Origin of the sequence: Massilicoli timonensis, assembly GCF_900199515.1 — a bacterium.
Classification (GTDB): Bacteria; Bacillota_I; Bacilli_A; order Erysipelotrichales; family Erysipelotrichaceae; genus Massilicoli; species Massilicoli timonensis.
On the sequence record NZ_LT963434.1, the window covers coordinates 1702850 to 1724938 of the forward strand.

At 49.0% G+C, this 22089-nt stretch carries 30 protein-coding genes; 3 read left to right on the top strand and 27 right to left on the bottom strand.

The features are described from left to right. Positions 1 to 52 precede the first annotated feature (52 nt). Entirely contained in the window at positions 53 to 220 is a 168-nt protein-coding gene (locus C1712_RS12765) for a hypothetical protein (protein WP_154666060.1), read from the bottom strand. Positions 221 to 234: 14 nt separating this feature from the next. Next, a complete protein-coding gene (locus C1712_RS10515; RefSeq protein WP_075877464.1) occupies positions 235 to 759 on the bottom strand; it encodes a type II toxin-antitoxin system PemK/MazF family toxin in 525 nt (174 codons plus the stop codon). 340 nt (positions 760 to 1099) lie between these two features. Between C1712_RS10515 and C1712_RS12770 the strand changes: the two genes are divergently transcribed. Continuing rightward, a complete protein-coding gene (locus C1712_RS12770) occupies positions 1100 to 1321 on the top strand; it encodes a hypothetical protein (RefSeq protein ID WP_143404395.1) in 222 nt (73 codons plus the stop codon). A gap of 50 nt (positions 1322 to 1371) precedes the next feature. Here the strand turns inward: C1712_RS12770 and C1712_RS10520 are convergent, their stop codons facing one another. From C1712_RS10520 to C1712_RS10570, 11 genes are all read right to left on the bottom strand, one after another. Next, a complete protein-coding gene (locus C1712_RS10520; protein WP_075877465.1) occupies positions 1372 to 1821 on the bottom strand; it encodes a sigma-70 family RNA polymerase sigma factor in 450 nt (149 codons plus the stop codon). A gap of 444 nt (positions 1822 to 2265) precedes the next feature. Beyond that, complete coding sequence (locus C1712_RS10525; RefSeq protein ID WP_075877466.1) at positions 2266 to 2625, bottom strand: response regulator; 360 nt, start codon at positions 2623 to 2625, stop codon at positions 2266 to 2268. Between the two features lie 90 nt (positions 2626 to 2715). Continuing rightward, positions 2716 to 3420: an ABC transporter permease gene (locus C1712_RS10530; RefSeq protein ID WP_180963128.1), complete on the bottom strand. Its 705-nt coding sequence runs from the start codon at positions 3418 to 3420 to the stop codon at positions 2716 to 2718. A gap of 12 nt (positions 3421 to 3432) precedes the next feature. Next, a complete protein-coding gene (locus tag C1712_RS10535) occupies positions 3433 to 4164 on the bottom strand; it encodes an ABC transporter permease (protein WP_075877468.1) in 732 nt (243 codons plus the stop codon). Further along, positions 4157 to 5080 carry an ABC transporter ATP-binding protein gene (locus C1712_RS10540; protein WP_071433747.1) on the bottom strand — a complete coding sequence of 308 codons (924 nt, stop codon included), beginning with the start codon at positions 5078 to 5080 and terminating at the stop codon, positions 4157 to 4159. Before C1712_RS10540 ends, C1712_RS10535 begins: the two co-directional genes overlap by 8 nt. A gap of 17 nt (positions 5081 to 5097) precedes the next feature. Further along, on the bottom strand, positions 5098 to 5523 hold the full coding sequence (locus C1712_RS10545) for a DUF3887 domain-containing protein (RefSeq protein WP_075877469.1): 426 nt from the start codon (positions 5521 to 5523) through the stop codon (positions 5098 to 5100). Positions 5524 to 5535: 12 nt separating this feature from the next. Next, the gene (locus C1712_RS10550; protein WP_075877470.1) at positions 5536 to 6303 is read right to left on the bottom strand and encodes an ABC transporter permease; all 768 of its coding nucleotides are present in this window, start codon (positions 6301 to 6303) and stop codon (positions 5536 to 5538) included. A gap of 105 nt (positions 6304 to 6408) precedes the next feature. Next, the gene (locus C1712_RS10555; protein WP_075877471.1) at positions 6409 to 7332 is read right to left on the bottom strand and encodes a sensor histidine kinase; all 924 of its coding nucleotides are present in this window, start codon (positions 7330 to 7332) and stop codon (positions 6409 to 6411) included. A gap of 2 nt (positions 7333 to 7334) precedes the next feature. Beyond that, the gene (locus C1712_RS10560; protein ID WP_075877472.1) at positions 7335 to 8036 is read right to left on the bottom strand and encodes a response regulator transcription factor; all 702 of its coding nucleotides are present in this window, start codon (positions 8034 to 8036) and stop codon (positions 7335 to 7337) included. Continuing rightward, on the bottom strand, positions 8029 to 8217 hold the full coding sequence (locus C1712_RS10565; protein WP_075877473.1) for a helix-turn-helix domain-containing protein: 189 nt from the start codon (positions 8215 to 8217) through the stop codon (positions 8029 to 8031). The genes C1712_RS10560 and C1712_RS10565 overlap by 8 nt, the downstream gene beginning before the upstream one ends. A 154-nt stretch (positions 8218 to 8371) precedes the next feature. Further along, positions 8372 to 8824, bottom strand: a complete 453-nt coding sequence (locus C1712_RS10570) for an RNA polymerase sigma factor (RefSeq protein WP_102269064.1) — start codon at positions 8822 to 8824, stop codon at positions 8372 to 8374. 65 nt (positions 8825 to 8889) lie between these two features. Here C1712_RS10570 and C1712_RS12775 point away from each other — a divergent pair, with 65 nt between their 5' ends. After that, entirely contained in the window at positions 8890 to 9048 is a 159-nt protein-coding gene (locus tag C1712_RS12775) for a hypothetical protein (protein WP_180963129.1), read from the top strand. 295 nt (positions 9049 to 9343) lie between these two features. Next, the gene (locus C1712_RS10575; RefSeq protein ID WP_102269066.1) at positions 9344 to 9676 is read left to right on the top strand and encodes a helix-turn-helix transcriptional regulator; all 333 of its coding nucleotides are present in this window, start codon (positions 9344 to 9346) and stop codon (positions 9674 to 9676) included. A gap of 50 nt (positions 9677 to 9726) precedes the next feature. On the opposite strand, the gene C1712_RS10580 is transcribed toward C1712_RS10575, so the two are convergent. From C1712_RS10580 to C1712_RS10645, 14 genes are all read right to left on the bottom strand, one after another. Then, positions 9727 to 9915 carry a cysteine-rich KTR domain-containing protein gene (locus C1712_RS10580; RefSeq protein WP_425436013.1) on the bottom strand — a complete coding sequence of 63 codons (189 nt, stop codon included), beginning with the start codon at positions 9913 to 9915 and terminating at the stop codon, positions 9727 to 9729. Positions 9916 to 9981: 66 nt separating this feature from the next. Then, positions 9982 to 10401: a hypothetical protein gene (locus C1712_RS10585; protein WP_202613459.1), complete on the bottom strand. Its 420-nt coding sequence runs from the start codon at positions 10399 to 10401 to the stop codon at positions 9982 to 9984. After that, positions 10401 to 11105 carry an ABC transporter ATP-binding protein gene (locus C1712_RS10590; protein ID WP_075877476.1) on the bottom strand — a complete coding sequence of 235 codons (705 nt, stop codon included), beginning with the start codon at positions 11103 to 11105 and terminating at the stop codon, positions 10401 to 10403. Before C1712_RS10590 ends, C1712_RS10585 begins: the two co-directional genes overlap by 1 nt. Positions 11106 to 11145: 40 nt before the next feature. Continuing rightward, the gene (locus tag C1712_RS10595; RefSeq protein WP_102269068.1) at positions 11146 to 12423 is read right to left on the bottom strand and encodes an ABC transporter permease; all 1278 of its coding nucleotides are present in this window, start codon (positions 12421 to 12423) and stop codon (positions 11146 to 11148) included. 13 nt (positions 12424 to 12436) lie between these two features. Beyond that, positions 12437 to 13699 (bottom strand): ABC transporter permease, encoded by a 1263-nt coding sequence (locus tag C1712_RS10600; RefSeq protein WP_102269070.1) that lies wholly within the window; start codon positions 13697 to 13699, stop codon positions 12437 to 12439. A gap of 15 nt (positions 13700 to 13714) precedes the next feature. Then, positions 13715 to 15052, bottom strand: coding sequence for an ABC transporter permease (locus C1712_RS10605; RefSeq protein ID WP_102269072.1), 1338 nt, complete (start codon positions 15050 to 15052; stop codon positions 13715 to 13717). Between the two features lie 327 nt (positions 15053 to 15379). Beyond that, the gene (locus tag C1712_RS10610; protein ID WP_075877480.1) at positions 15380 to 16015 is read right to left on the bottom strand and encodes a hypothetical protein; all 636 of its coding nucleotides are present in this window, start codon (positions 16013 to 16015) and stop codon (positions 15380 to 15382) included. A 122-nt stretch (positions 16016 to 16137) separates the two neighbouring features. Then, a complete protein-coding gene (locus C1712_RS10615) occupies positions 16138 to 16773 on the bottom strand; it encodes a hypothetical protein (protein ID WP_102269074.1) in 636 nt (211 codons plus the stop codon). Then, on the bottom strand, positions 16766 to 17644 hold the full coding sequence (locus C1712_RS10620) for an ABC transporter ATP-binding protein (RefSeq protein ID WP_075877482.1): 879 nt from the start codon (positions 17642 to 17644) through the stop codon (positions 16766 to 16768). Before C1712_RS10620 ends, C1712_RS10615 begins: the two co-directional genes overlap by 8 nt. 52 nt (positions 17645 to 17696) lie before the next feature. Continuing rightward, positions 17697 to 18662, bottom strand: coding sequence for a M56 family metallopeptidase (locus C1712_RS10625; protein WP_075877483.1), 966 nt, complete (start codon positions 18660 to 18662; stop codon positions 17697 to 17699). Continuing rightward, on the bottom strand, positions 18646 to 19035 hold the full coding sequence (locus C1712_RS10630) for a BlaI/MecI/CopY family transcriptional regulator (RefSeq protein WP_072849258.1): 390 nt from the start codon (positions 19033 to 19035) through the stop codon (positions 18646 to 18648). The genes C1712_RS10625 and C1712_RS10630 overlap by 17 nt, the downstream gene beginning before the upstream one ends. A gap of 308 nt (positions 19036 to 19343) precedes the next feature. Further along, entirely contained in the window at positions 19344 to 20660 is a 1317-nt protein-coding gene (locus C1712_RS10635) for a sensor histidine kinase (RefSeq protein WP_075877660.1), read from the bottom strand. Positions 20661 to 20691: 31 nt separating this feature from the next. Beyond that, entirely contained in the window at positions 20692 to 21366 is a 675-nt protein-coding gene (locus tag C1712_RS10640) for a response regulator transcription factor (protein WP_102269076.1), read from the bottom strand. Between the two features lie 233 nt (positions 21367 to 21599). Beyond that, complete coding sequence (locus C1712_RS10645; RefSeq protein WP_102269078.1) at positions 21600 to 22052, bottom strand: RNA polymerase sigma factor; 453 nt, start codon at positions 22050 to 22052, stop codon at positions 21600 to 21602. Between the last annotated feature and the right edge of the window lie 37 nt (positions 22053 to 22089).

The window sequence follows — 22089 nt, forward strand, 5'->3', positions numbered from 1 at the left end:
TTTCCAGGACGGTGAGAAAACCGCCCTTTTCTCCATTATTATAGGAACGTCCTCATTTTTGCTCAAAGGTGCGATTATCTTCTTTCAATGTAGAAAGCAATGCTTTTAATTCTTCTGCGCTAAAGTCCCTCAATTCACGAACGAGGAACTCGGCGCGTTTTTCAGCGAACTGGCGCAGGGATTGCTCGCTGTCTTTCCCGGTATGGAATACGATCTCCATAGGCTGCCCCCTACTCATTGGTGCCTCTTGACCACTTCATAGTCAAAACCGGGCCGCTGGCCGCAGTAAGTGCAGATGTCCTTTTCCACCCGGCCAGGGTGAACCCTGCGCAAATAATAAGAGCCTGTGCCGTAGAAGTTGTTGGCACAGGCCGGACAAAGGCACATGATTAAATTTGGGGGTGTTTCTTCGATCAATCCCACGCTGACAGCCAGGGCGCGGTTGAGCCGGCGAATATGCTGTTCCTCCAGATGTCCGATGTACGTTTCCAGCCGCCTTTTATCAATGGTGCGGAGCTGCTCCATCAGCACCAGAGAAGGCAGCTCCAGGCCGTTCTCTGCTTTGAGAAGGTAATGGGTAGGCAGCTTGGCCTTGGCGTCCACTTTGCTGGATATGGCTGCCACAATGACCGTGGGGCTGTGCTTGTTTCCAGTATCATTCTGAATAATCAGGACCGGGCGATAACCTTCCTGCTCGGAGCCGATTCCCCGGCCCAAATCGGCATAGTACATATCGCCGCGATGATATGTTCTGTTCATGCTTTATGACCTCCCTTTGAAATGCAGGCGGCTGCTGCCGCCTATGTAGAACCGGACAGCAGAACAGAATGAAGACCGGGGAGAGATAAAACAATCCTCTTGTTTTCATTGGCCCGTCCTGCTGTACGGCTCATATTTCAAAGCGTTCCTATTTGTCCTCGACACCCCGGAACACTGCGGGAAGTCATCAAACGGCTGGCAGCTCACCAGCTCCACGGGGAATCTCACCCCTCGCGTGGTTCTCACGCAACCGCCCCCATTGCCTGCGACGGATCACGGCAGCAAACCGCTTCAACGCTCGGACGTTAGGCTGGACGGGAGTATCGCTCCGCTGCTGGTCATGGCCGTACCGGGAGCCGCCCGGTACTGGCAGCCTGCTGTTTCTCGCTCCTTGCTGGGAAGAACAAACCAAAGACCTACAATTTCTTTTTTCGGTGGTGTCTCGTTGTTTTCTCCCGGCAGATCACCGCGCAGCCGCTACCTGGGCTTTGGCTTTCGCCAAAACAGCGGGAATGTGCTTGATGAATGGGTATGCAGTTTTCAAGGTGCCGTGAGGCCATAAAAAGAACCTCTCACCCTATTTGCCGTTGAGGGTGAGAGGTTGCACAACGATTATTCCAAAATTTTTTTAAGTTTTTTGAGGGCCTTCATTTTCCGAACATGAACAGCATTGCGGTACACGCCAAGCTCGTCTGCATATTGCCGTTCTGTCTTTTCCTCAAAGAACAGCGCTTGGATCAGCGCACGTTCTTCTGGGGTAAGCAGGGAAAGCGCGGTATGTAGCCTGTCCACTTCCAGCTTGTGAAGCACCACGCTCTCCACGCTTTCCTGCTCATCAGAGAATTGCTGGGCATTTTCATCCACCAGCCGATCCAAAGAATCTTCGCGGCTTGGGATGATCTGCACCACTTGGCCCTCCTTTCCGAGAACGAACCGCTCGGTTTTCAAATCGTTCTCAAAATAGCGCATTTTCCGGTCGCCCTGCATATAGGCCCGGTACACTTCATCCGTAACCTCAACATATTGGCCGCGAATCCATATTCTTTTTTTATCAGCGTCCACGCTGTTTTACCTCCGATCAGTCTGAATTGCGAGAAATTCAGACTGGTCGGGCGGCCCCCTACAACGTGGGAATGGGGTTCCTCTATATTGAAAAACGCACCTGCAGAATGGGACAACAGCCCCAACAGCAAGTGCGTTTCCTTTTAGTTCGTGTAAATCATGGCATGATGGTTCAGTATGAAAGGCGTAAAGCCACGGTGAACAGCAAGCGATTTTTTGACAGCCTGCGCTCTGTCGCATTATGTCGAAACGCTTTTTCCTCCATGGCGGCTCCCTCCGTAAGCCGCCGATCCCGCCAGCGTCAGGGCGTCGTCAGTATGAGGGCATAAAGAACGGCGGCCTTGATTTTCTCAAAGCCGCCGAAAAAGTAATATGGGCGTGTCAATAAGTCTGCTGCACGACGGCTTTTTTTCTTTTGCCATCGTCCGGCAGATAATGAAAATATTATGTTTTAGGTTCAGGATTTACTAATGCCTTTACTTTCGCAATGAAATCACAGTCGGTTTTGCAGCAGAAAACGCCGCCATAAAATTTTGTCTGTTGTTCAATCAGGAAATCATCGTCGCCAGACATAAGCAGGAAAGGGACAGTGATCCCTTTTTGACGAATTTCTTCGAGCAAATCCAGTCCTGTGCCATCCCGCATATTATAATCAGAACAGATTGCTTCGACTTTTTGATGTTCCAGCAATCGCAACGCATCTTTTACCCCTGTTGCTGTATAAACCTCAAAATATTTTTCTAAAGCAGAGGTCAAAAAACCTAAAAAACCCAAATTGTCGTCTATGACAAGCAATTTTCTCATTAACTTCCCCCTTCTATCAGCTCCTTATTATGTTCTTATCTGATTGGTGGTTAGAAAATCAGAATTATTTTACTTTCCTGTTCAGCCCTTTCAGAATGAACAGCGCCAGAACAGACAGGCCAGCAGAACTATGATACCAATTAAGACCTGAACCATGCTTGCATCGTAATAGCCGGAGATATTGAAAACGGCCGTCATGGGATATACCGTCTTTAGCTGTTCGGACATACTTGCGAACAGCCCAGCAAACGAATAAATTTCTGCAAATACCAGCGCCAGCCAGTAACCTTTTTTCATCCGGGCCACCAAAGCGATAATCGGAGAAATGGCAAAGAACACGCCGATCCCGTCCAGAAGATATGTTTTCAGGTTTCCCAAAACAAGGCCAATTGAAAGAGCTTCAAAGTGCAAAACGGCCTCAACGAGAAAGGTAATCGCAAAAAGCAGAAGATAGATTACGACGCTGAACACCAGAGCAAGCACCATTTTGGAGAGCGTCAGCTTCACTTCATCCACGGGAATGAGCCGCAGGGATTTCAGGGTGTCCTCCTGTTCCTCCCGGCAGATCATATAGCTTCCCAGCAGGGCAATGACCGCAGGCAGCACATAAAAGGTGGCAAGGGATTGGGCCGCTGTCATAAACCATCCGGCACCGTCAATATAGCGGCTTTCATAGAACGTGAACTGACCCTGTGCAAAGACAATCAACGCCACCATGACCGTTGCAAAACCGGCAATCCACAAGATTTTGGAACGGCGGAGTTTCCGGCGCTCCGCCCAAAGTAAAAGTTCCATTTCAAATGCACCTCACTTTCTCTTTTTCAAAGCAGCCCCAGCCAGCAGGACAGAAGCAACGCCCCACACGCCTATGCAGAGGAATGCCCCCGGAATATTGAGTGGCTGGGTAATTACGACACCCGGAATATCCCGCATAACAATGGCGGTCATGCTGGACAGCGGATGCAGGTACATATTCACCATCAAGAGGATAAAGCCGAGGAATGTATAAACCAGCGTCAGGCAGACGGGAAGAATATACCCCTTCTGCGCTGCGGCAGCCGCCAGTATTGGCAGCACCGCAAAGGCGGTCAGCAGAGAGATTTCCATACACTTCCGCAGAAGATAAAGGACGCTCCCGCTGTCAAAGGCAATATAGCCGGGCAGGACGCCGGTAAGGATGGACGCGGCTGCGGTAATCAGCATGAAGCAGACCGAGTACACCAGCACCACAGCAAATTTGCTGAAAAAGTACGCCATCTTATTGACCGGCACAATCCAGAGCTGTTTGAGCATATCATATTGGTTTTCGTTATACATCAGCATGGTACACAGCATCCCCAGCACCACCGGCAGGATAATCCACGGGGTATAGCTGAACGCCGTCCACTTGTAAAACTCGATGGGTTCCACGCCGGTTCCCTTAACGCTTGCGAAGTAGAACACGGCGGCCAGCGGCATAAACAGAGCTGCCAGCAGCATGAGCCAGATAAACTTTCTCCGGCGCAGCTTTAGAAATTCAATCTGTATCAGTTTAAGCAATGCCCTCTCCCCCCGTAATCTGCTTGAAATAGTCCTCAAGGGTATCATTGCAGATTTGGGAGCTGATAACAGCCACATCCTGCACCACAAGGGCCTTGTTGATTGCCGCCATATCCAGTGCGGTGTCATAGAGTCGCAGGTTATGTTCGTCCTGCACCGCATAATCCGTCACATGGAACTGCCGTTCCAAAATCAGTGAGGCTTTGGGGACATCCGACACCTGAAGCTGGATGTATTTCCGATTTTTCTTTTCCAAATCCTCCATGCTGCTTTCTTCCAGCAGTACGCCGTGGTCGATGATGCCAATATCATCCGCCAGAAGTGCGATTTCGGAAAGAATGTGGCTGGAAATCAGGATGGTTTTGCCGCGATCCACGCTTAAATCCTTGATAAAATTCCGCACTTCGGCAATGCCGATGGGGTCAAGCCCGTTGGTCGGTTCATCCAGGATCAAAAGCTCCGGGTCATGCAGGATGGCGTTGGCAATGCCGAGACGCTGCTTCATACCGAGAGAATACTTGCTGAACAGCTTTTTGTCCCGGTAAGGAAGCCCCACGACTTCCAGTGCGTTCTTGACGGCGTTGGGCCGGGGCGTCCCGCGTAGCTTCGCAAAGATTTCAAGGTTTTCTGTGCCGGTCAGGTTCGGGTAAAAGCCGGGAGTTTCGATGATAGCCCCAATGCGGGGATAAATGCGCTTCTCATGGCCTTTGATGTTCTGGCCGAACACATCCACTTCGCCGGAAGTGATTGGCGTAAGGCCCAAAATCATTTTCATAATGGTGGTCTTACCGGCTCCATTTCGGCCCAAAAGCCCGTAAATCCGGCCCGGCTTCACATGAATATCCACAGAGCTGACGGCGGTTTGCTCGCCGTAAATCTTCGTCAGCTTTTTGGTTTCAATCACAAAGTCACTCATAAAGATGCCTCTCTTTCTTATTCTGCTTCATTTTTCCAAATGACATAGTTGTAAAGGCTGCCATCCGGGGAATAGTTGATGAACACTTTGAAATCGCCCTTTTCACAGGGAATGACAAATTCAACACGGATTTGGTCGGAGTGTTCCGGCACATAACAGGACACCTCCGGGGAAGCGTTCTCCGGCAGCCCGCCCAGCTTATCGGCTTCTTCCTTCCATGTTTCCTGTATCGCCTCCGCAGAAGTATTGTCCTGTACGCCCTGCGGCAGCGCATTGAAGAAAGTTTCAAAATCTCCATCCATCATCTGGTTAAAGTATTCGGTAGCTTCCTCTGTAATGGCCTGCTGGTCGGGGGCTTCGCTGGAAGATGGGGCGGCCTGCTGGCAGGCGCAAAGCGAAAAAGCGAACAGAACACAGAGGAATAAACTAATCAATCGTTTCATAGGTCTTTCCTTTCAATAAGATTGCTTTTTTAGAGCCACAACGGATGCGGCGGCAAATGCGGCACCGATCAGAAGCAGCGAACCTGCACAGACAAGCGGCGAAGTATGGGGCAAAACGCCTTGCATCAGGCTTTCTACCATAGCTGCGGCTGCTTCGGAAATATGGGGATAAATCCCCATCACGCTTGCCAGCGGGTGTATTCCCGTAAGATAGGCAGGGGCAATGACTACGGGAACCAGATAAAGCAGCGTTGCGCCAATAGGCAGGATATATCCTTTTGACAGCGTGGCAAGAAACACAATCGGAAGCATGGCTATGGGGATCAGAAGCCCGCCCGTCAGATACAAAAGGCCAGCAACCATTAGTGTTTGGGCATTCAGATCGGGAAAGCCCCCAGCAATCAGCCCGCCGACAACACATAAAAGAAAGGTAATCAGGCACAGTCCCACGGACATCAGGATCACCACAGCAACTTTTGAAAAGTATAGCTGCGCTTTTGTGATAGGAATGATGAGCAGTTCTTTCAGCGTGTCGTTCTTGTGTTCGTCAAAAAATAAGGTTGTGGCGAACATTCCCAGCACAATCGGCAGGAACAGGCTGGACAGGTTCTTAAACGCCAGTGTGTAGAGGTCGCCAAAGCTATCCATGTAGGGGCTGCTCCTTGCAATGCTGCAAGCCCGCTCAATCGCAAACGCCCCAAACAGCAGCGTCAGGGCCAAAATACACCAGACAATCTTATTCCGCTTCCATTTCTGGATTTCAGTTGCAATGATCGTCATGCGGTTTCCTCCTTTCATGGTTCCCATTATAAGGGACGAACCTTGCCATAACCTTGCCGAAATCTTGTTTTAACCTTGCTTTGAACGCAAGAAAGCCCTGCGCGGTCACAGGGCTTTCGGAAGTATGATGGTAAAGGTTGTACCAGCTCCGGGGACACTGGCTGCCGTGATGGTTCCTTTATGGACGCTTACCAGTTCCTTCGCAATGGAGAGGCCCAGCCCGTTCCCTTTGGCAGATCGGGAGTGGTCGCATTGATACATTCGTTCAAAGATATGGGGGATGTCAGCGGCGGAAATCCCTTTCCCGTTATCGGCCACCATGATTTTTGCCTGCTGCTCCGTTTCGGTTATGGTCAGGGACACTTGCCTTGCGTCGCTGTGCGTCAGGATATTTTGCAGCAGGTTATTGAGAATACGGGTGTAGGCGGTGGGATCAACCCTTGTCATGTATTCTGTTTCGGGTATCTCTATCTCATAGGAAAGATTGTGATTTTCCAGCAGCGGCACCCAGTCAGCCATAATGTTGCGGGAAAGCTCGTTCAGGTCGCAGACTTCAAAATGAAAAATCTGCTCCCCAGCATCCAGCTTCACCCATTCAAACAGGGCGGTCACAAAGTCTTTCAGGTGATGGGCTTTTTCCGTAGCCACCCGAATATATTCTTCCTGCTCGGCCCCTGTTACGATCTTGCTTTCCACGGCCTCCAAATAGCCCACCAGAGAGGCAAGCGGCGTTTTTACATCATGGGAAAGGCTTGTCATAAGTCGTTTATAAGCCTGCTCGGATTGCTTTTGCTGGATCAGCCGGGATTGGCTGCTCATAGCAATTTCGTTGATGTCATAACAGATTTGCTTTGTCAGGTCACTTTCCCGCGCCAGCACACGGCGGTTCAGGTTTCCGTTCTTTATATCCGTCAGGGCATCTTTAATAAGGGAAAGCTGGCCCCGGACGCGGTGAAGTTTTGCCAAAAGGTAAGCAATCACCAGCAGGGCAATCAATAAGGCCAGCAGCAGATAAATGTTCAGCTCCATGCTCATGCCTCCTTATTGAACCGATACCCCACACCCCGGACAGTCTGGATATAAAACGGCTGTTCTGGATTTGGCTCAATTTTCTTCCGCAGTTTGCTGATAAAAGACATGATGTTGCTGTCGTCAAAGGCATATTCCTCCGCCCATACCTGCGTGTAAATCTGCTTCTTGGTAAACACCCGGCCTTTGTTGGACGCCAGAAACAGAAGCAGGTCAAATTCCTTGCCGGTCAGCTCTACCGGGAGATTTTGAACTGTCACCGTCCGATTGACTTTATCAATCACCATATCTTTCAGCAGCATAGTGGCGGCCTCGTTCCCGGCCACGGGATTTAAGGTGGTATAGCGCCGGATCAGGGAATTGACGCGAGCCATCAGCTCGTTAATGCTGAAAGGTTTTGTCAGGTAATCGTCCGCCCCCAGCCGCAGGCCAGAAACTTTATCTTCCTCATCGCTTTTGGCGGTCAGCATCAGCACCGGCACATTATGTTTCTCCCGGATCTTCTGCAATACCTGAAAGCCGTCCATATCCGGCATCATTACATCCAGAATAATCAGAGAACAGGCATCCTTGTTTTCTTCCAGCAGCCGCAGGCCCTCTAAACCGCCATACGCCACCACCGCAGACAAATTTTCCTGTTCCACGCATTTTTTCATCAAGGCACAAAGTTCCTTGTCATCGTCTATAATCAAAACACTATTCATGTTTCAAGGCCCTCCCTTGTTTCGTCCTGCCGTCCACCGGCTTTTTGGCATCTTTGGGGATTAGCCAAACCGTTCCCATTTTTTCAGCTCCCGGAATGCGTCCCTCGGAGCAATAATAATTGATCTGCCGTGGAGAAATTCCCCATTTCTCGCCGGCTTCTCTTAAAGTCATATAATCCATTGCACATACCTCCAGCACCTATTATACTTCGCTCTTTCGAAGAATACAAGCCAAGAAACATGAACGCCTAAATAAGAATATGAAAAATAAGTATAAACGATATAAAAGGAACCTCTTGCGTTATCAAAGCAAGAGGTTCCTCATTTGGTTTAATTTAGCCCTCCAATAAGAGCTTCAACTTTTTAAGGACCTTCATTTTCCGAACATGAACAGCATTGCGGTACACGCCAAGCTCGTCTGCATATTGCCGTTCTGTCTTTTCCTCAAAGAACAGCGCCTGGATCAGCGCACGTTCCTCTGGAGTCAGCAGGGAAAGCGCGGTATGTAGCCTGTCCACTTCCAGCTTGTGAAGCACCACGCTCTCCACACTTTCCTGCTCGTCGGAGAATTGCTGGGCATTTTCATCCACCAGCCGGTCCAAAGAATCTTCGCGGCTGGGGATGATCTGCACCACTTGGCCCTCCCTTCCGAGAACGAACCGCTCGGTTTTCAAATCGTTCTCAAAATAGCGCATTTTCCGGTCGCCCTGCATATAGGCCCGGTACACTTCATCCGTGACCTCAACATATTGGCCGCGAATCCATATTCTCTTTTTATCAGCGTCCACGCTGTTTTACCTCCGATCAGTCTGAATTGCGAGAAATTCAGACTGGTCAGGCGGCCCCCTACAACGTGGAAATGATGGGGTTCCGCTATATAGAAAAACGCACCTGCAGAATGGGACAACAACCCAAACAGCAAGTGCGTTTCTTTTTAGTTCGTGTAAATCATGGCATGATGGTTCAGTGTGAAGGGCATAATATCCCGTTGAAAAACGGGAAGTTTTTTTGACCGTACACCGTCAAACAGGCGGCCTACGACATAGAATCATACTCGCTGCTTCTAATGAGCAGCGGTGCGCAGGATGACCAACGCATGAAATATCCCTCCAGGCCAAAAACGTGGTCTGGAGGGATGGGCATGACAAAGCACCCTGCCAAAACCTCGTTTTTTTTATTGGCAGGACCATCTATACGATTCGGGTCAGTTCACTTTTCTATGCACTGTCAGTTCTCTAAAATTTGAACTGCTATGCCATTATAAATCTAGCATAAATCTGTAAAATAGAAAGAGAGGTGAACTGTAGGTGCAGATTAAACATGAAACGCTTGGTGAGATCATCAAGAATGCCCGCATAAAAGCAGATATTACAGTCGAAGATCTGGCCGCCAAGGTCGGAGTAGGCGAGAGATTTATATATCGTATCGAGAACGAAGGCAAAAAGCCCAGCTACGACATTCTCTACAAGCTGATTCGGGAACTGTCCATTTTACCCGATCAGATTTTCTTCCCAGAAAAGCAGATTGAGGATTCCGAAATGGAAAACCTTGTCCGTATGCTGTATAACTGCGATGAGCGTTCTATGCAGATCATCAAGGCGACAGTTAGGGCGGCCTTGGACAGCCAGCCCAGAGAGTGAAAAAGAGCCGATGCCCGTGGGAAATTCTCACAGGTTCATCGGCTCTGCGTCTATGCGTCTGGCTCTTTGATGACAACGATATGTAATTGTTTCGCCTGGATTAAGCTCTCTCGTTTGCACTTTGGGCAGTAGAGAGGATAATTGATTAAAACCGTATCCTCCCTGATTCGATCACGGGTTTTATTCCCGCAGACGGGACAATAAACCCACTCTGTTTGCTGCATGGGAATCACCTCCATTCTCCTGTTTTCAAGACATGGCCGAGGGCTTGCTGCTCTGCAAGCCCGCCGGCGTGTCTTTTTTATTTATTCTTCCTTTTCCCGGAATCCCCAAGCCTCAAAATCCGTATCGTCTTCCTCCGGCTCCACCTCTTCCATAAAGGTGGAGTCAGGGGCCTCTGTCGAGGCGTTGAGCATATAGGGCGTGACCTGTACCGGCATCTCGTTCTTGAGCGCCAGCACCTTGGGGGCTGCCTTGCCGCAAAACACCATGGCGGCGGCAAAGGCGAAATACTGCACACAGCTTGTAAGATAGAGATTCACAATGGCCAGTTCATTTCCCTGCACAGGAACGCCCTGCTCAAGCTGCCGGGAGATATTTTGGTGGCAGGCTACCAGGGAAACAAAAGCCGTAATCAGCAGCACCGCCGCAAGAACATAAAATGCAACGGAAAGGATAGTCCCTTTTTTCGAGGGCTTTGTGATTGGATTGCTGTCCATCTCCATCAATGCGCCCTCCTTTCACTGCGGGGAGCGTTGTTTCTGCGGGATTGAGGCTGGGCGGCTCCATCTTGAACGCGCTCTAGCACCTGCAGCTCACCCTTTCTCAGCCGGAACACCACATCGGCCTGCTTCGCAAGTTCATTGGAGTGGGTAACGACCACCACACACTTGTTCATCTTGTGGGCGCTCTCTTTGAGAATATCCGTGATGTCCTGGGCGGTGTCCTCGTCCAGATTGCCGGTAGGCTCGTCCGCCAGGATCACTGGGGCCTCACTTGCCAGGGCACGGGCGATGGCCACACGCTGCTGTTGGCCACCGGAGAGTTTCAGTACATTGCGCTTCGATTCTTCTTTCGTCAGGCCCAGCCGCTCCAAAATGGGCAGCGGCGGCAGCTTGGAAGTCAGCGACACATTCTCCGTGGGAGTCAAGTAGTCGATGAGGTTGTATGCTTGGAAGATAAACGCCACATGGTTTTTCCGATGGTCGGAAAGGCCCGTCTTGGCAATATCCTGCCCGTCAAAGTAAATCTGGCCGCTACCGGGGCTGTCCAAGCCGCCGATCAGGGAGAGCAGGGTGGTTTTGCCGCAGCCGGAAGGCCCCAGGATGGCGTAGAGTTTGCCCTGTTCCATTTCGGCGTTGACGCCTTTTAAGACTTTCTTTTTATTATCGTAGGAATATCCCACTTGCTTGATTTCCATGATACTCATAGTGATTACCTCATTTCGTTATTTTAGGGGGTGGATGGTCTTATTCCATCTGCGACAAAATCTGCTTGGGCTTCAGCCGCATGGTGGAGATACTGGACACCAGCACCGCCGCCACCAGCAAAATGCCGCCCACGATAGCCACCAGCATGAAATGCTCCGGCGTGACGATGACATTCTCCGCCGCCTTACCGAACAGCGTACCCAGGGTGCCAGCCACTTGCTTGCTGGAGAGGTAGGCCAGCGGGAAGGCCACCACCGCAATCAGCAGGCTTTCCAGCACATACTGGAGAATGACCGCAGGCTTGGCGATACCCACCGCCAGCAAAATGCCTGTTTCCCGTTTCCGGCTGCGGATAGACATGGAGAGAATGAGAATTATCAAAACCATGCTCACAGCAGTAATGACAATAATCAGCGTCGTAACCAAAGCGGTTGTGTCAGAGAGAGAACTTGAAATGTTCTGATACACTTCATCATTGGCTGTAACAATAAAGTTGTTCCAGTTGATAGAAGAAATGCTCTGTACTTCGTTTATCACGCTCTCTAACTGTGCTGCGTCAGTTACATAGAAATCTGCCTCTTGAATTTTGTTGCCATCACCATAATTTACACACATTGCCTCCATCGCAGTTTTGCTACAAAAGGCATAGTTAGAAAAATCCCACATGGTAGACGCATCGTACATTGTGGCCTCATCGTTCTTGTCAGCCACCACTTCAAAAATCCCCACAATTTCCATATCCACTTCGGGATCATCGGTATAAGGGTCATTGATTCCAACAACTTTGCTGCCGACTTTCAATCCATTCTGTTCAGCACGTTCCCGGCTGATGATAAGGCCATTGGTCATATCCTCTGTGATATGGGACCCTTCAACCAATTCAAATCGTCCTGATACGAATAAATCGTTATACTCCGTATTGATAGAGCCATAGGTATAAAAACTGTTGGTGTATCCCGTTGTAACCACGCTGTCGCCCGTTTCCTTGAAGTAATAAGGCATGGAAACAATCGAAGCATCATATCCGGCAATCCCGTCTACTGAGGCAATCTCCTGAAGCATTTCATCTGAAATAAATTCCTGCGTACTATATGAACCGCCATTGCCGCTTGTCCAGCCTCCAGTAGATAGATTTCGTTCCACAGTAAAACTGGTTCCCGTCACACCCCGCAGTTCCTCAGCCTGCTCCTCCTGGGCGTCGGCAATCGCCAGCCCGGACAGCACCAGGGTGGTAATAGCCAGGAGCAGGAAGAACACCAGTAGCGTCTTTTTCCACTTCCGTGCGCTGTATAAAATCGCTCGTATTCCTAAATTCATATTGCGTCCTCCTTTACTCCATCTGCGCTAAGATTTGCTTGGGTTTCAACCGCATAGTCGAGATACTGGACACCAGCACTGCCGCCACCAGCAAAATGCCGCCCACGATAGCTACCAGCATAAAGTGTTCCGGCGTGACGATGACATTCTCCGCCGCCTTGCCGAACAGCGTACCCAGTGTGCCAGCTACTTGCTTGCTGGAGAGGTAGGCCAGTGGGAATGCCACCACTGCGATCAGCAGGGTTTCCAGCACATACTGGAGAATCACCGCAGGCTTGGCGATACCCACCGCCAGTAAAATTCCGGTTTCCCGTTTCCGGCTGCGGATGGACATGGAGAGGATGAGAATTATCAAAACCATGCTCACAGCGGTAATGACAATGATGAGAGTGGTAATCAGAGTCCCGGTGTCGGAAAGGGCGCTGGAGATATTCTGATACACCTCGTCATTGGCGGTGATCTTGTAGTTGTTCCAGTTGATCGAGGAAATGCTCTGCACTTCCTGAATCACATTCTCTAATTGGGCGGCGTCCGTGACATAGTAGTAGGCTTCGGAAATGCCCTCGCCATCTTCGCCCCAGCCCTTAATCAGGCCCTCGGCTGCGTCCATGCTGCAAAAAACATAGCTGGAATAGGCGTAATAGGACGCATCATCATACATATTCACTTGGTCGTTCTTATCCGCCACCACATCGAAGATACCCACAATCTCCATATCCACTTCCGGGGTGTTATTCTCCGGGTAGTAAACGCCTGTCAAGGTGTCCCCAACCTTCAGCCCGTTCCACTCAGCTAGTTCCCGGCTGATAATAATGCTATTGGTCATATCATCGGTGATGTGGGTGCCTTCCACCAGTTCAAACCGGCCCGACAGAAACAGCTCATGGTATTGGGAATTGTAGGAGCCGTAGTTGTAGAAGCTGTAATTCTCATGGGCCAGTTCCTCGCCCTTATCATTGAAGATACGGGGCAGGGTAATCAAAGTGGCGTCATACCCCGCAATGCCATCCACTGCGGCAATCTGCTGGATCATGTCCTCGGACATAAATTCCTGTGTGCTGTAATTACCGTTCCAGCCGCCCGTAGAGATGTCTCGCTCCACCGTGAAGCTGGCCCCGGTGGTTCCCCGGACTTCCTCAGCCTGTTCTTCCTGTGCGTCAGCTATGGCAAGGCCGGACAGCACCAAAGTGGTAATGGCCAGGAGCAAACAGAACACCAGCAGTGTCTTTTTCCACTTTCGTGCGCTATATAAAATCGCTCGTATTCCTAAATTCATATCGCCTGCACCTCCTTAACTCATTTGCGACAAAATACTCTTGGGCTTCATCTTCATAATGGGATAGGCCGCCAGTGCGGTAGAAGCCACACACAGCACCATGCCGAAAGCCCACACCAGTGCGTAATCCTCGGCGGAAACAGCCACCTCGATCTCGGCAAGGTCCAAATCCTCGGTGGGTTCTTGGGCCGCTTCGCTTTCCCCGGTCAAGTCCACCGTTTCATAGGTTTCGCTTGTCACCTGAGAGAGCAAGCTGCTCCCGATCTGATGGGAAATGGCTGTGCTGGTGCCGAAGGAGATCACAAGGGCGATGGCCGCCACAAGAATCACTTCCAGCAGGTATTGCAGCAGTACCGAGCCTTTGGAAATGCCCATAGCCAGATAGACGCCGGTTTCATGGACTCGCCCACGGAGCCGCAGCGTCAAGAACAAGGCCAGCACCAGGAAACAAATCACCGATACCACCGCAATGGCGATAAAGACGATGTTCTGCAAGCCCTCCAAGGATTCCTTGGCGTTCTGATAGTCGTTGTCGTAGCGGGTCAGGGTGCAGCTCTCCCAATCCACGCCATCCAATTCCTGCACATCGGTCATAATGCGCTCCAGCTCGTCCGGGTCGTTCACATAGAAATCCCCGTACTGGACATTGGTGGTTCCCTCCGTGCCGTAGAGCAGGAAAGAGGCGGTGGAGAGGTCGGTGAAAACGATGTTATCGTAAAGGTCATAGGACGGGGCCATGCCGATGGAATCCTGTTCTTCCGTATTGGTGAAGATCCCGGCCACCGTCACGGGGATGGTCTTATCTTTGTCCTCCACATTCCCCAGCAGCATGGTGTCGCCCACAGACAAGCCGTTGCGCTGGGCGAATTTCTCATGGACCAGCACTTGGCTGCCGGTTTCGGTGGTGATGGGGTTGCCCTCCACCATCTCAAAGCCGCCATCGGTGAAATAGCTGTCCTCCTGGGAATTGGAGTTGGCCACCACCCGTCCGGCGTTCTCATAGCCCTCCGGCACCTGGGCAGCACCCTCGGTGTTGATCTCCAGAAGGTTCCCGTCTGCGTCAAAATAAGTAGCATAGGTGTAGGAGCGCAGGGTGTACCTGCCACTCAAGCCATCCATAGCAAGAATTTGGCTTACCGTATCCTCCGGGATGCCGTTTTCCAGCGTCTTGGCGTTGATGGTGAAATAGCCCAGCAGGGCTTTTTTGATATTGGCGTTGGCCGTTTCCGTAGCCGATTGGATGGAAAGGCAGGTCAGCATCAGCGTAGCCATGACCAGCAGAAACGCCAGCAGTGTGAGGGTCTTGCCCTTTTTGCGGACGGAATACAGGCAGGCTCGTTTGCACAGGTTCATCTCACGGCCACCTCATTTCCTTGTCGTAAAACCAGTGGGTTCACTTGTGTACCTCCTAACGTAGTTTTTCGCCGGGGCTTTTCCCGCTCCGGTGGTGTCCCCGTCTGCCGGGAACACCCTTATGGTACACTACGAAGGTGGAGTTGAGGTGGAGTGGAGATATTTTTTTGGTGGAGCTGGCGATAAGGTGTAAAAAATCGGCGGCCTTGATTGGTTCAAAGCCGCCGTATAGTCAAACGTAGGACGTGACGATTACCTGCTGAGCAACGGCTTTTTTCTTTTGCCGTCTGGCGGGGCAGATTAAAGCGATATTCGTTTTTTTACATCTCAATCAACTCTTTTGCATTTCCAGTAAATGGTACACCATAAAAATAGACCTGCCAAAGTAATAATTCCTTTGTTCCATAGCCAAATATTATTTTGATCTCCGGCAAATCGGATAAACAAATAGACATATTCTAACCCCGGAAATCTTAATAGGCTTCGCGTCAATAAGATTATCAGCCATATAACCCCACAGACTAATGTTGCTATATGTTCTTGCCTACATATAATCCCTAACAAGGCACACAGCGATGATAAAAAGAATGTTGGTGGGAAATACAGCACAATCAATTCCCATATTGGCATTTCGTATCGCATAACTGACGCGCCTGCCATGCTAAAAACCGCGAATAAACTGGATATTGCAAAAGCGATTATATAACGTAACAATACCCATTTGAAAAGAGATTTGCTTTGTGCGGCAATAATATCAAAATTACTGTCTGCTCTCGTCTTTCCCCATTCACCAACAACGATTGTGACAAAAAACGGGAATACCACTTCAAAGCTGACCGGATAAAAATCAAGCAGATTTCCGGCTATGATAGAAAGAACAATCATAGCAACCGTAAAGGCCGCTGATACGATAAAGAAATTTATCCCGAAAATTTTTACTTCGCTTTCAATTCGCGCTTTCATTCTGACCTCCAAAACTTGTGTTTCAAAAACAGCAGGCTGCCAAACACAAGACCGCTTCCTACAAGGAAAAATCCATTTGCAATAACGCTCCCCATATCAACAAACGGCCATCTCGGATGCACTCATATCAAACGGACTAAATCGCCGGAAGTAATCAAGTAAAATGGCATTGCCTCTGCCGAGCCTACATAGGTGGCATTAAACCCAAACAATATTGCGGCCAGAATATAGAATAAGCGAATGTCAATCATCCCCGGTAAGGCAATCGAGCAAAAGCTGACAAATAAACTCGTTGGAACTAAAGAAACAAAGATTGCTTTTATCAACGGGGCAATACATTCAATCAGGGAAATTTCAAATGGCGCAGCAATAAAATAAATTGTCGTGTTAAGTAAAAGAAAAATACACTGCATGGAGAAAACATATAGAAATCCGCCCAACAGCTTTCCCAACACATATTGCCATTTTCGTAAGGCCGATGACATCAGCAAAGATTTCATTCCTGTCTTAGTATCTATCGGAATACGTCCTGCCAATAAGAACATCAGACCGAACAATAAAACAAGGCTGTCGAGGCTCACAATCCGATAAACAAAGTATGCTGGCTCATTCAAAAACTCCAACCGAGCTAAATTCCCAGCAGAGGGGAAATTGTCAAGTAAAGAAAGTGCCGTCGCTACAAGAAGTACACCCCATGTAACCAGACGCTTGAACTGCATTTTATATTCATAATGGAGAACAGAAAACATTTTACGCATGGGCTTTCCCTCCCATACAATACACATAAGCATCTTCCAAAGTCGCCGTGACAGGTGTGGCCTGTAAGAAAAGCCCGCTTTCGTCCATTATTCGCGCAGTCAATCCGTGGCTCTCATATGTCGTCGATAATACTACCGATTTCTTTTGAAGCTCGATAAGCTGGTTTTCATTTTCTAAATGTAGGATTTTTACCTTATCTTTTACCCGTTCCAATAAGGTGGCAGATGTGCCAGCATAAAATAGATGCCCTTTCCGCAGAACAGCAAGTTCTTCGCATAGCTGGTGAATATCTTCGACAATATGTGTAGAAAGCAAAACGGTGCGGCCCTCTCTTGCATATCTTGACAATAGGCCGCGGAACCTCACCCGTTCTTCTGGATCAAGACCGGCTGTCGGTTCGTCAACAACAAGAATTTGAGGATTGCCAATTAGCGCCTGCGCGATGCCAACCCTCCGTTTCATGCCGCCTGAAAGCTGACCTATTTTGCGTTTGGAAAATTCCAACATTTCAACCTGTTCCAACACATTGCTGACAGCTTTTTTGTTATGAATGCCTTTGAGTTCTGCCATGTAATTTACAAAGTCAAATACAGAAAGAGAGGGGTACATGGCAAGTTCCTGTGGCAAATATCCAACTCTTGCTCTGACCTCATTTCCCTGTTTCACGGTATCAAAACCGCAAATGCGGATTGTGCCTGCTGATGGGGTTAATACCGTAACCAATGCCTTCATCAGCGTAGTTTTTCCAGCACCATTGTGTCCCAACAGGCCAAAAACACCGCTGCCAACACGAAAGCTGACATCATCAAGGGCGGTAACGCCGTTCTTGTATTTTTTAGTAATGTGACTAATCTCAATGTTTGTATTCATACGCTCCTCCATTTAACTACATTCGTAGATTTATAGGCTTTAATGATACGGGTTACTCATTGTAACCCGCACCATATTCTGTACCAGTATTATAGGCCGGATAAGGATAGAAATGTTCTCTGCTAAATTGTACGGAAAAAGCAACCGTAAGTATCAGAGAAACAGCCAGAATAGCCGTTATCATCCTGTCCCTGATCTTTGATGATTTTGTGGTGATCCGTTTGATTCTACGTTTTGTCAACACAAAACTGAGTGCGCCAATCCCTTTACCGGGTTTTGTAGCTTGAACCGTAGACAGTTCCAGCAGTCGGATAATAGCCGCAGCATATTCTGTTTCTGTGACTTTTCCCTGCGAAAATTTTAAGGCATTGCAATCGCAATCCGTTTCACAATGTAGTGAAAAATCTCCTTTAGCAATCCACGCAAAAGGGTTGAGCCAGTTTAATATGCAAACATAATCATAGATACGCTCCAAAAGAATATGTTTCCGCTTAATATGGGTCAACTCATGGATAAAGACAGCGGATAATTCGCCATCGGTCAGCTTTTCTATAACTGTTTTGCTCATGATAATTGCTGGGCGGATTGCGCCGGTAACGCAAATGGGGTTATCCAAAGTCCCCCAATATAGTGCAGGCACTTTTTTTAAGCCGACAATTTCCGCACATTGTAAGCAAAGAGCATTTAGACGCTCAGTGCTACATATCTGGTATCCTTTCAATGCCCGCTTTGCCATTATAGAGCGTATCGTATCATAGACGAAAAGAATACCGCACCCACACACCCATACCCAACAGGCAATATAAAATCCATTTAACCATTCCTGTGTTTCTGGTGATATGAGAAACACATCCGGTGAAAGGAATGGAACGCAAAAAAGGATCATACCGCAAAGCGGAAACCATAGCGGCAGCGTACAACGCAGAATGTGATTGATAAAAAGAGATAAAACACAAAATATACCGCCAATAGCAGATACAAAAATAATCGCATTGAAAATGTTACCGAGTATCTGCATCTGTTTTCTCCTGCTGCTCGATCAAGCTCTTTAGCTCATGCAATTCATCAGACGAAAGATTGCCGTTTTTGACAAATCCCATTACCATCTTAGACAGGGAACCATCATATACGCGGCTTAGAAAACTGCGGCTTTCCGCAAGCTGGCATTCACTTTCTGATACTGCTGGATAATATAAGTATCCCTTTCCTTGACGTTTTGTAGTCAATGCTCCTTTTTTTACCAAACGGGCAAGGTATGTTTGAATAGTCGTCTTGCTCCAACCTGTTTCTTTTAACCTGTCTAATATTTCGGGAAGTGTTTGTGGAGAATTACTCCAAACAATCTTCATTACTCGCCACTCTGACTCTGAAATAGAAAGTTGCTGCTCCATAAAGCGCCTCCTTTGATTGATGCTGTGTAGTTTATTCTATTATAGCATTGGAACTACATAGTGTCAACCATTGCATAGAATATCTATACGTAAAATTAAACGGAAAACTATGCCTGTCTACGCATTTAAGCCACTGAAAAGCCCGCTATTTCGGGGTTTCCCGGCATGGTCGATGGGCAAGGCAGGACAGATTATCTAATCCTCGCCAGAGAGCGCTTCTAAATCTGTAGGGAAATCCATAAAACGTTGGGCATGGTAACTGTTAGCTACACACCCAACGCTTTTTTTCATAAGAGTTTATAGTGCCATCACCACAAAAATGCTGTAAACTTCACACCGTTTTCCGTATTAACCATGTTATAGATAATTTCGTGGTGATCCAGGATGGTTTTAGTGATATACAGCCCCAGGCCGCTGCCGCCGCTGTTCCGGTTCCGGGATTTGTCCACCCGATAGAAGGGAGTGAAGATACGCTCCAAATCTTCCTCAGCAATGTGGACGCCGGTATTCTCCACGGAAAACACCTCGTCTTTTTGGGTGACAGTAATCACCGCCCCCACCGGCGAATAGGTCACGGCATTTCCGATCACATTGGTGAACACTTTCTCCATAAGCCGCCGGTCCCCCTGGTAGTGGTATTCCGGCTGGATGTCCATGCGAAGCTCGATCTGCTTATCCTCCATCCGGCCACGGAACTGCTGGCAGACCTTTCGCAGCATTTGGCTGATGTCCAGGTCAGTGCGCTCCAGGTGGAAATCGCTGCCGCCCATCCGGGCCGCCGATAGAATCTCCTTTACCAGCGCCTCCATGTCATTGGTGGTTTTCATACACCGGCGCAGGTAAGTATCGCGGTCTTTGTATTCGCCAACCTGATAGATCATGCCCTCCAGTTGCCCCTTGATGATGGCAATGGGAGTTTTCAGCTCATGAGAGACGGCGGTGAAAAATTCCACGCGCTGCTTTTCCTGCTCACGCTCCCGCTCAATATCTTTCTTCAACTGCCAGTTCGCTGACCGCAGGCTGGCCAGCGCATTGCTGAGCTGCTCCGCCATCTCATTCAGGCTGGTGGCCAGCACACCGATCTCGTCTTTTCGGTTGACTTCACACTTCCAGGTCATGTCCAGGGTGGTCATCCGCTTTGCCACGTTGCTGATATTGACCAGCGGCTTAGAGTAGTACCGGGAACAAACTACCGCCCCAATGACGGAGATCAATAGAATCACAACGGCAATAAAGGGGATGAGCTTCAACAGGATGTCATAGGACTGCGCCACCGCAACCAGGGCGGCATTGGCAAATACATGGTAGGTCTGCCCGCCTTGCTGGAATGTAGCGGAACAGCTCATAGAGGGGGCAGAAGTGTCCATGTTCTCCATATCGGCAAAATTCACGGAGAACAAATTATTCCCATAATCATCGTTGATTTCCACCGAGGCGTTGTTCGTCATGGAAAATTCCATCAGACTGTCCGAACTGGCCTCCCAGCCGTTTCGCTCCAAAACCGCCACCAAGTCATAAAAATCGGAAGTGACTTGGCCTTCCAGCTCCGTATGGTAATTCCTCGGCAGGAAAATCATCACCATGCCGTAAATGATAATGCAGCAGACCACCAGCAGCGCCAGCATACTGAGGAAGGTTTTGGCCTGAATGCTTTGACTAATCTTCCTTCTCAATTTTATATCCCGCCCCTCTCATGGTTTCTATGTAGTCCACACCCAGCTTTTTACGGATGTTCTTGATGTGGGTATTCACGATTTTTTCATCGCCAATATAGTCGTAGCCCCAAACCGTGTCCAGCAGCCTTTCCCTGGACACCACCCGGCCCTGGTTCTCCAGAAGGAGCTTCAAAATCTCAAATTCCCTGGTGGTCAGGGAAACGCTTTCTGTTCCAACAAGGACGGTAAGGCTGTCCGTGTCCACCGTGATTTCCTTATAGCGGATCACGGTATTGGGCGCAGCGCCGCCCTGTTCAGCCCGACGCAGCACCGCTTCGATATGCTTCATCACAACCGGCATGGAAAAGGGCTTGGTGATATAATCATCTGCCAGAGCGTCAAAGCCCTTCATCTGGCTATCCTCATCATCCAATGCGGTGAGCATGATGATGGGAACCCGGCTCTCCTTCCGCAGAATCTCACATACGGCAAAGCCATCAATTTTCGGGAGCATTAAATCCAGAAGCACCAGGTCGGGCTTGTTTACCCGGAACTGTTCAATTCCTTCCAGGCCATCAGCAGCCAGAACCACCGTATAGCCTGCGTCCTCCAGGAACGCCTTGATAATATTCTGAATGGATTCTTCATCCTCTATAATCAAAATCATTTTTGACATCGCTTGCACCTCCAAAGGTAGTGTAACATACAAAGGTGGAGTTTAGGTGGAGAAGGGGGCCTTTTTTGAAAAACCTCTCTATTCATATTATACCTGAACTGTGTTGCCAGAAAAAGTGTGCGAGTTTGAATTTTGTATATCCTCATAGCACGAGATTGTATGACAGGCTGTTTCTATTTGAGAAAGTCAAAAATGCCCCTCACCCAACAATATCCAGGCGAGGGGCATTAGATTTAACTCTCCAATAAGAGCTTCAACTTTTTGAGGACCTTCATTTTCCGAACGTGAACAGCATTACGAAACACGCCAAGCTCGTCTGCATATTGCCGTTCTGTCTTTTCCTCAAAGAACAGTGCCTGGATCAGCGCACGTTCCTCTGGAGTCAGCAGGGAAAGCGCGGTATGTAGCCTGTCCACTTCCAGCTTGTGAAGCACCACGCTCTCCACACTTTCCTGCTCATCGGAGAATTGCTGGGCATTTTCATCCACCAGCCGGTCCAAAGAATCTTCGCGGCTGGGGATGATCTGCACCACTTGGCCCTCCTTTCCGAGAACGAATCGCTCGGTTTTCAAATCGTTCTCAAAATAGCGCATTTTCCGGTCGCCCTGCATATAGGCCCGGTACACTTCATCCGTGACCTCGACAAATTGGCCGCGAATCCATATTCTTTTTTTATTAGCGTCCACGCTGTTTTACCTCCGATCAGTCTGAATTGCGAGAAAT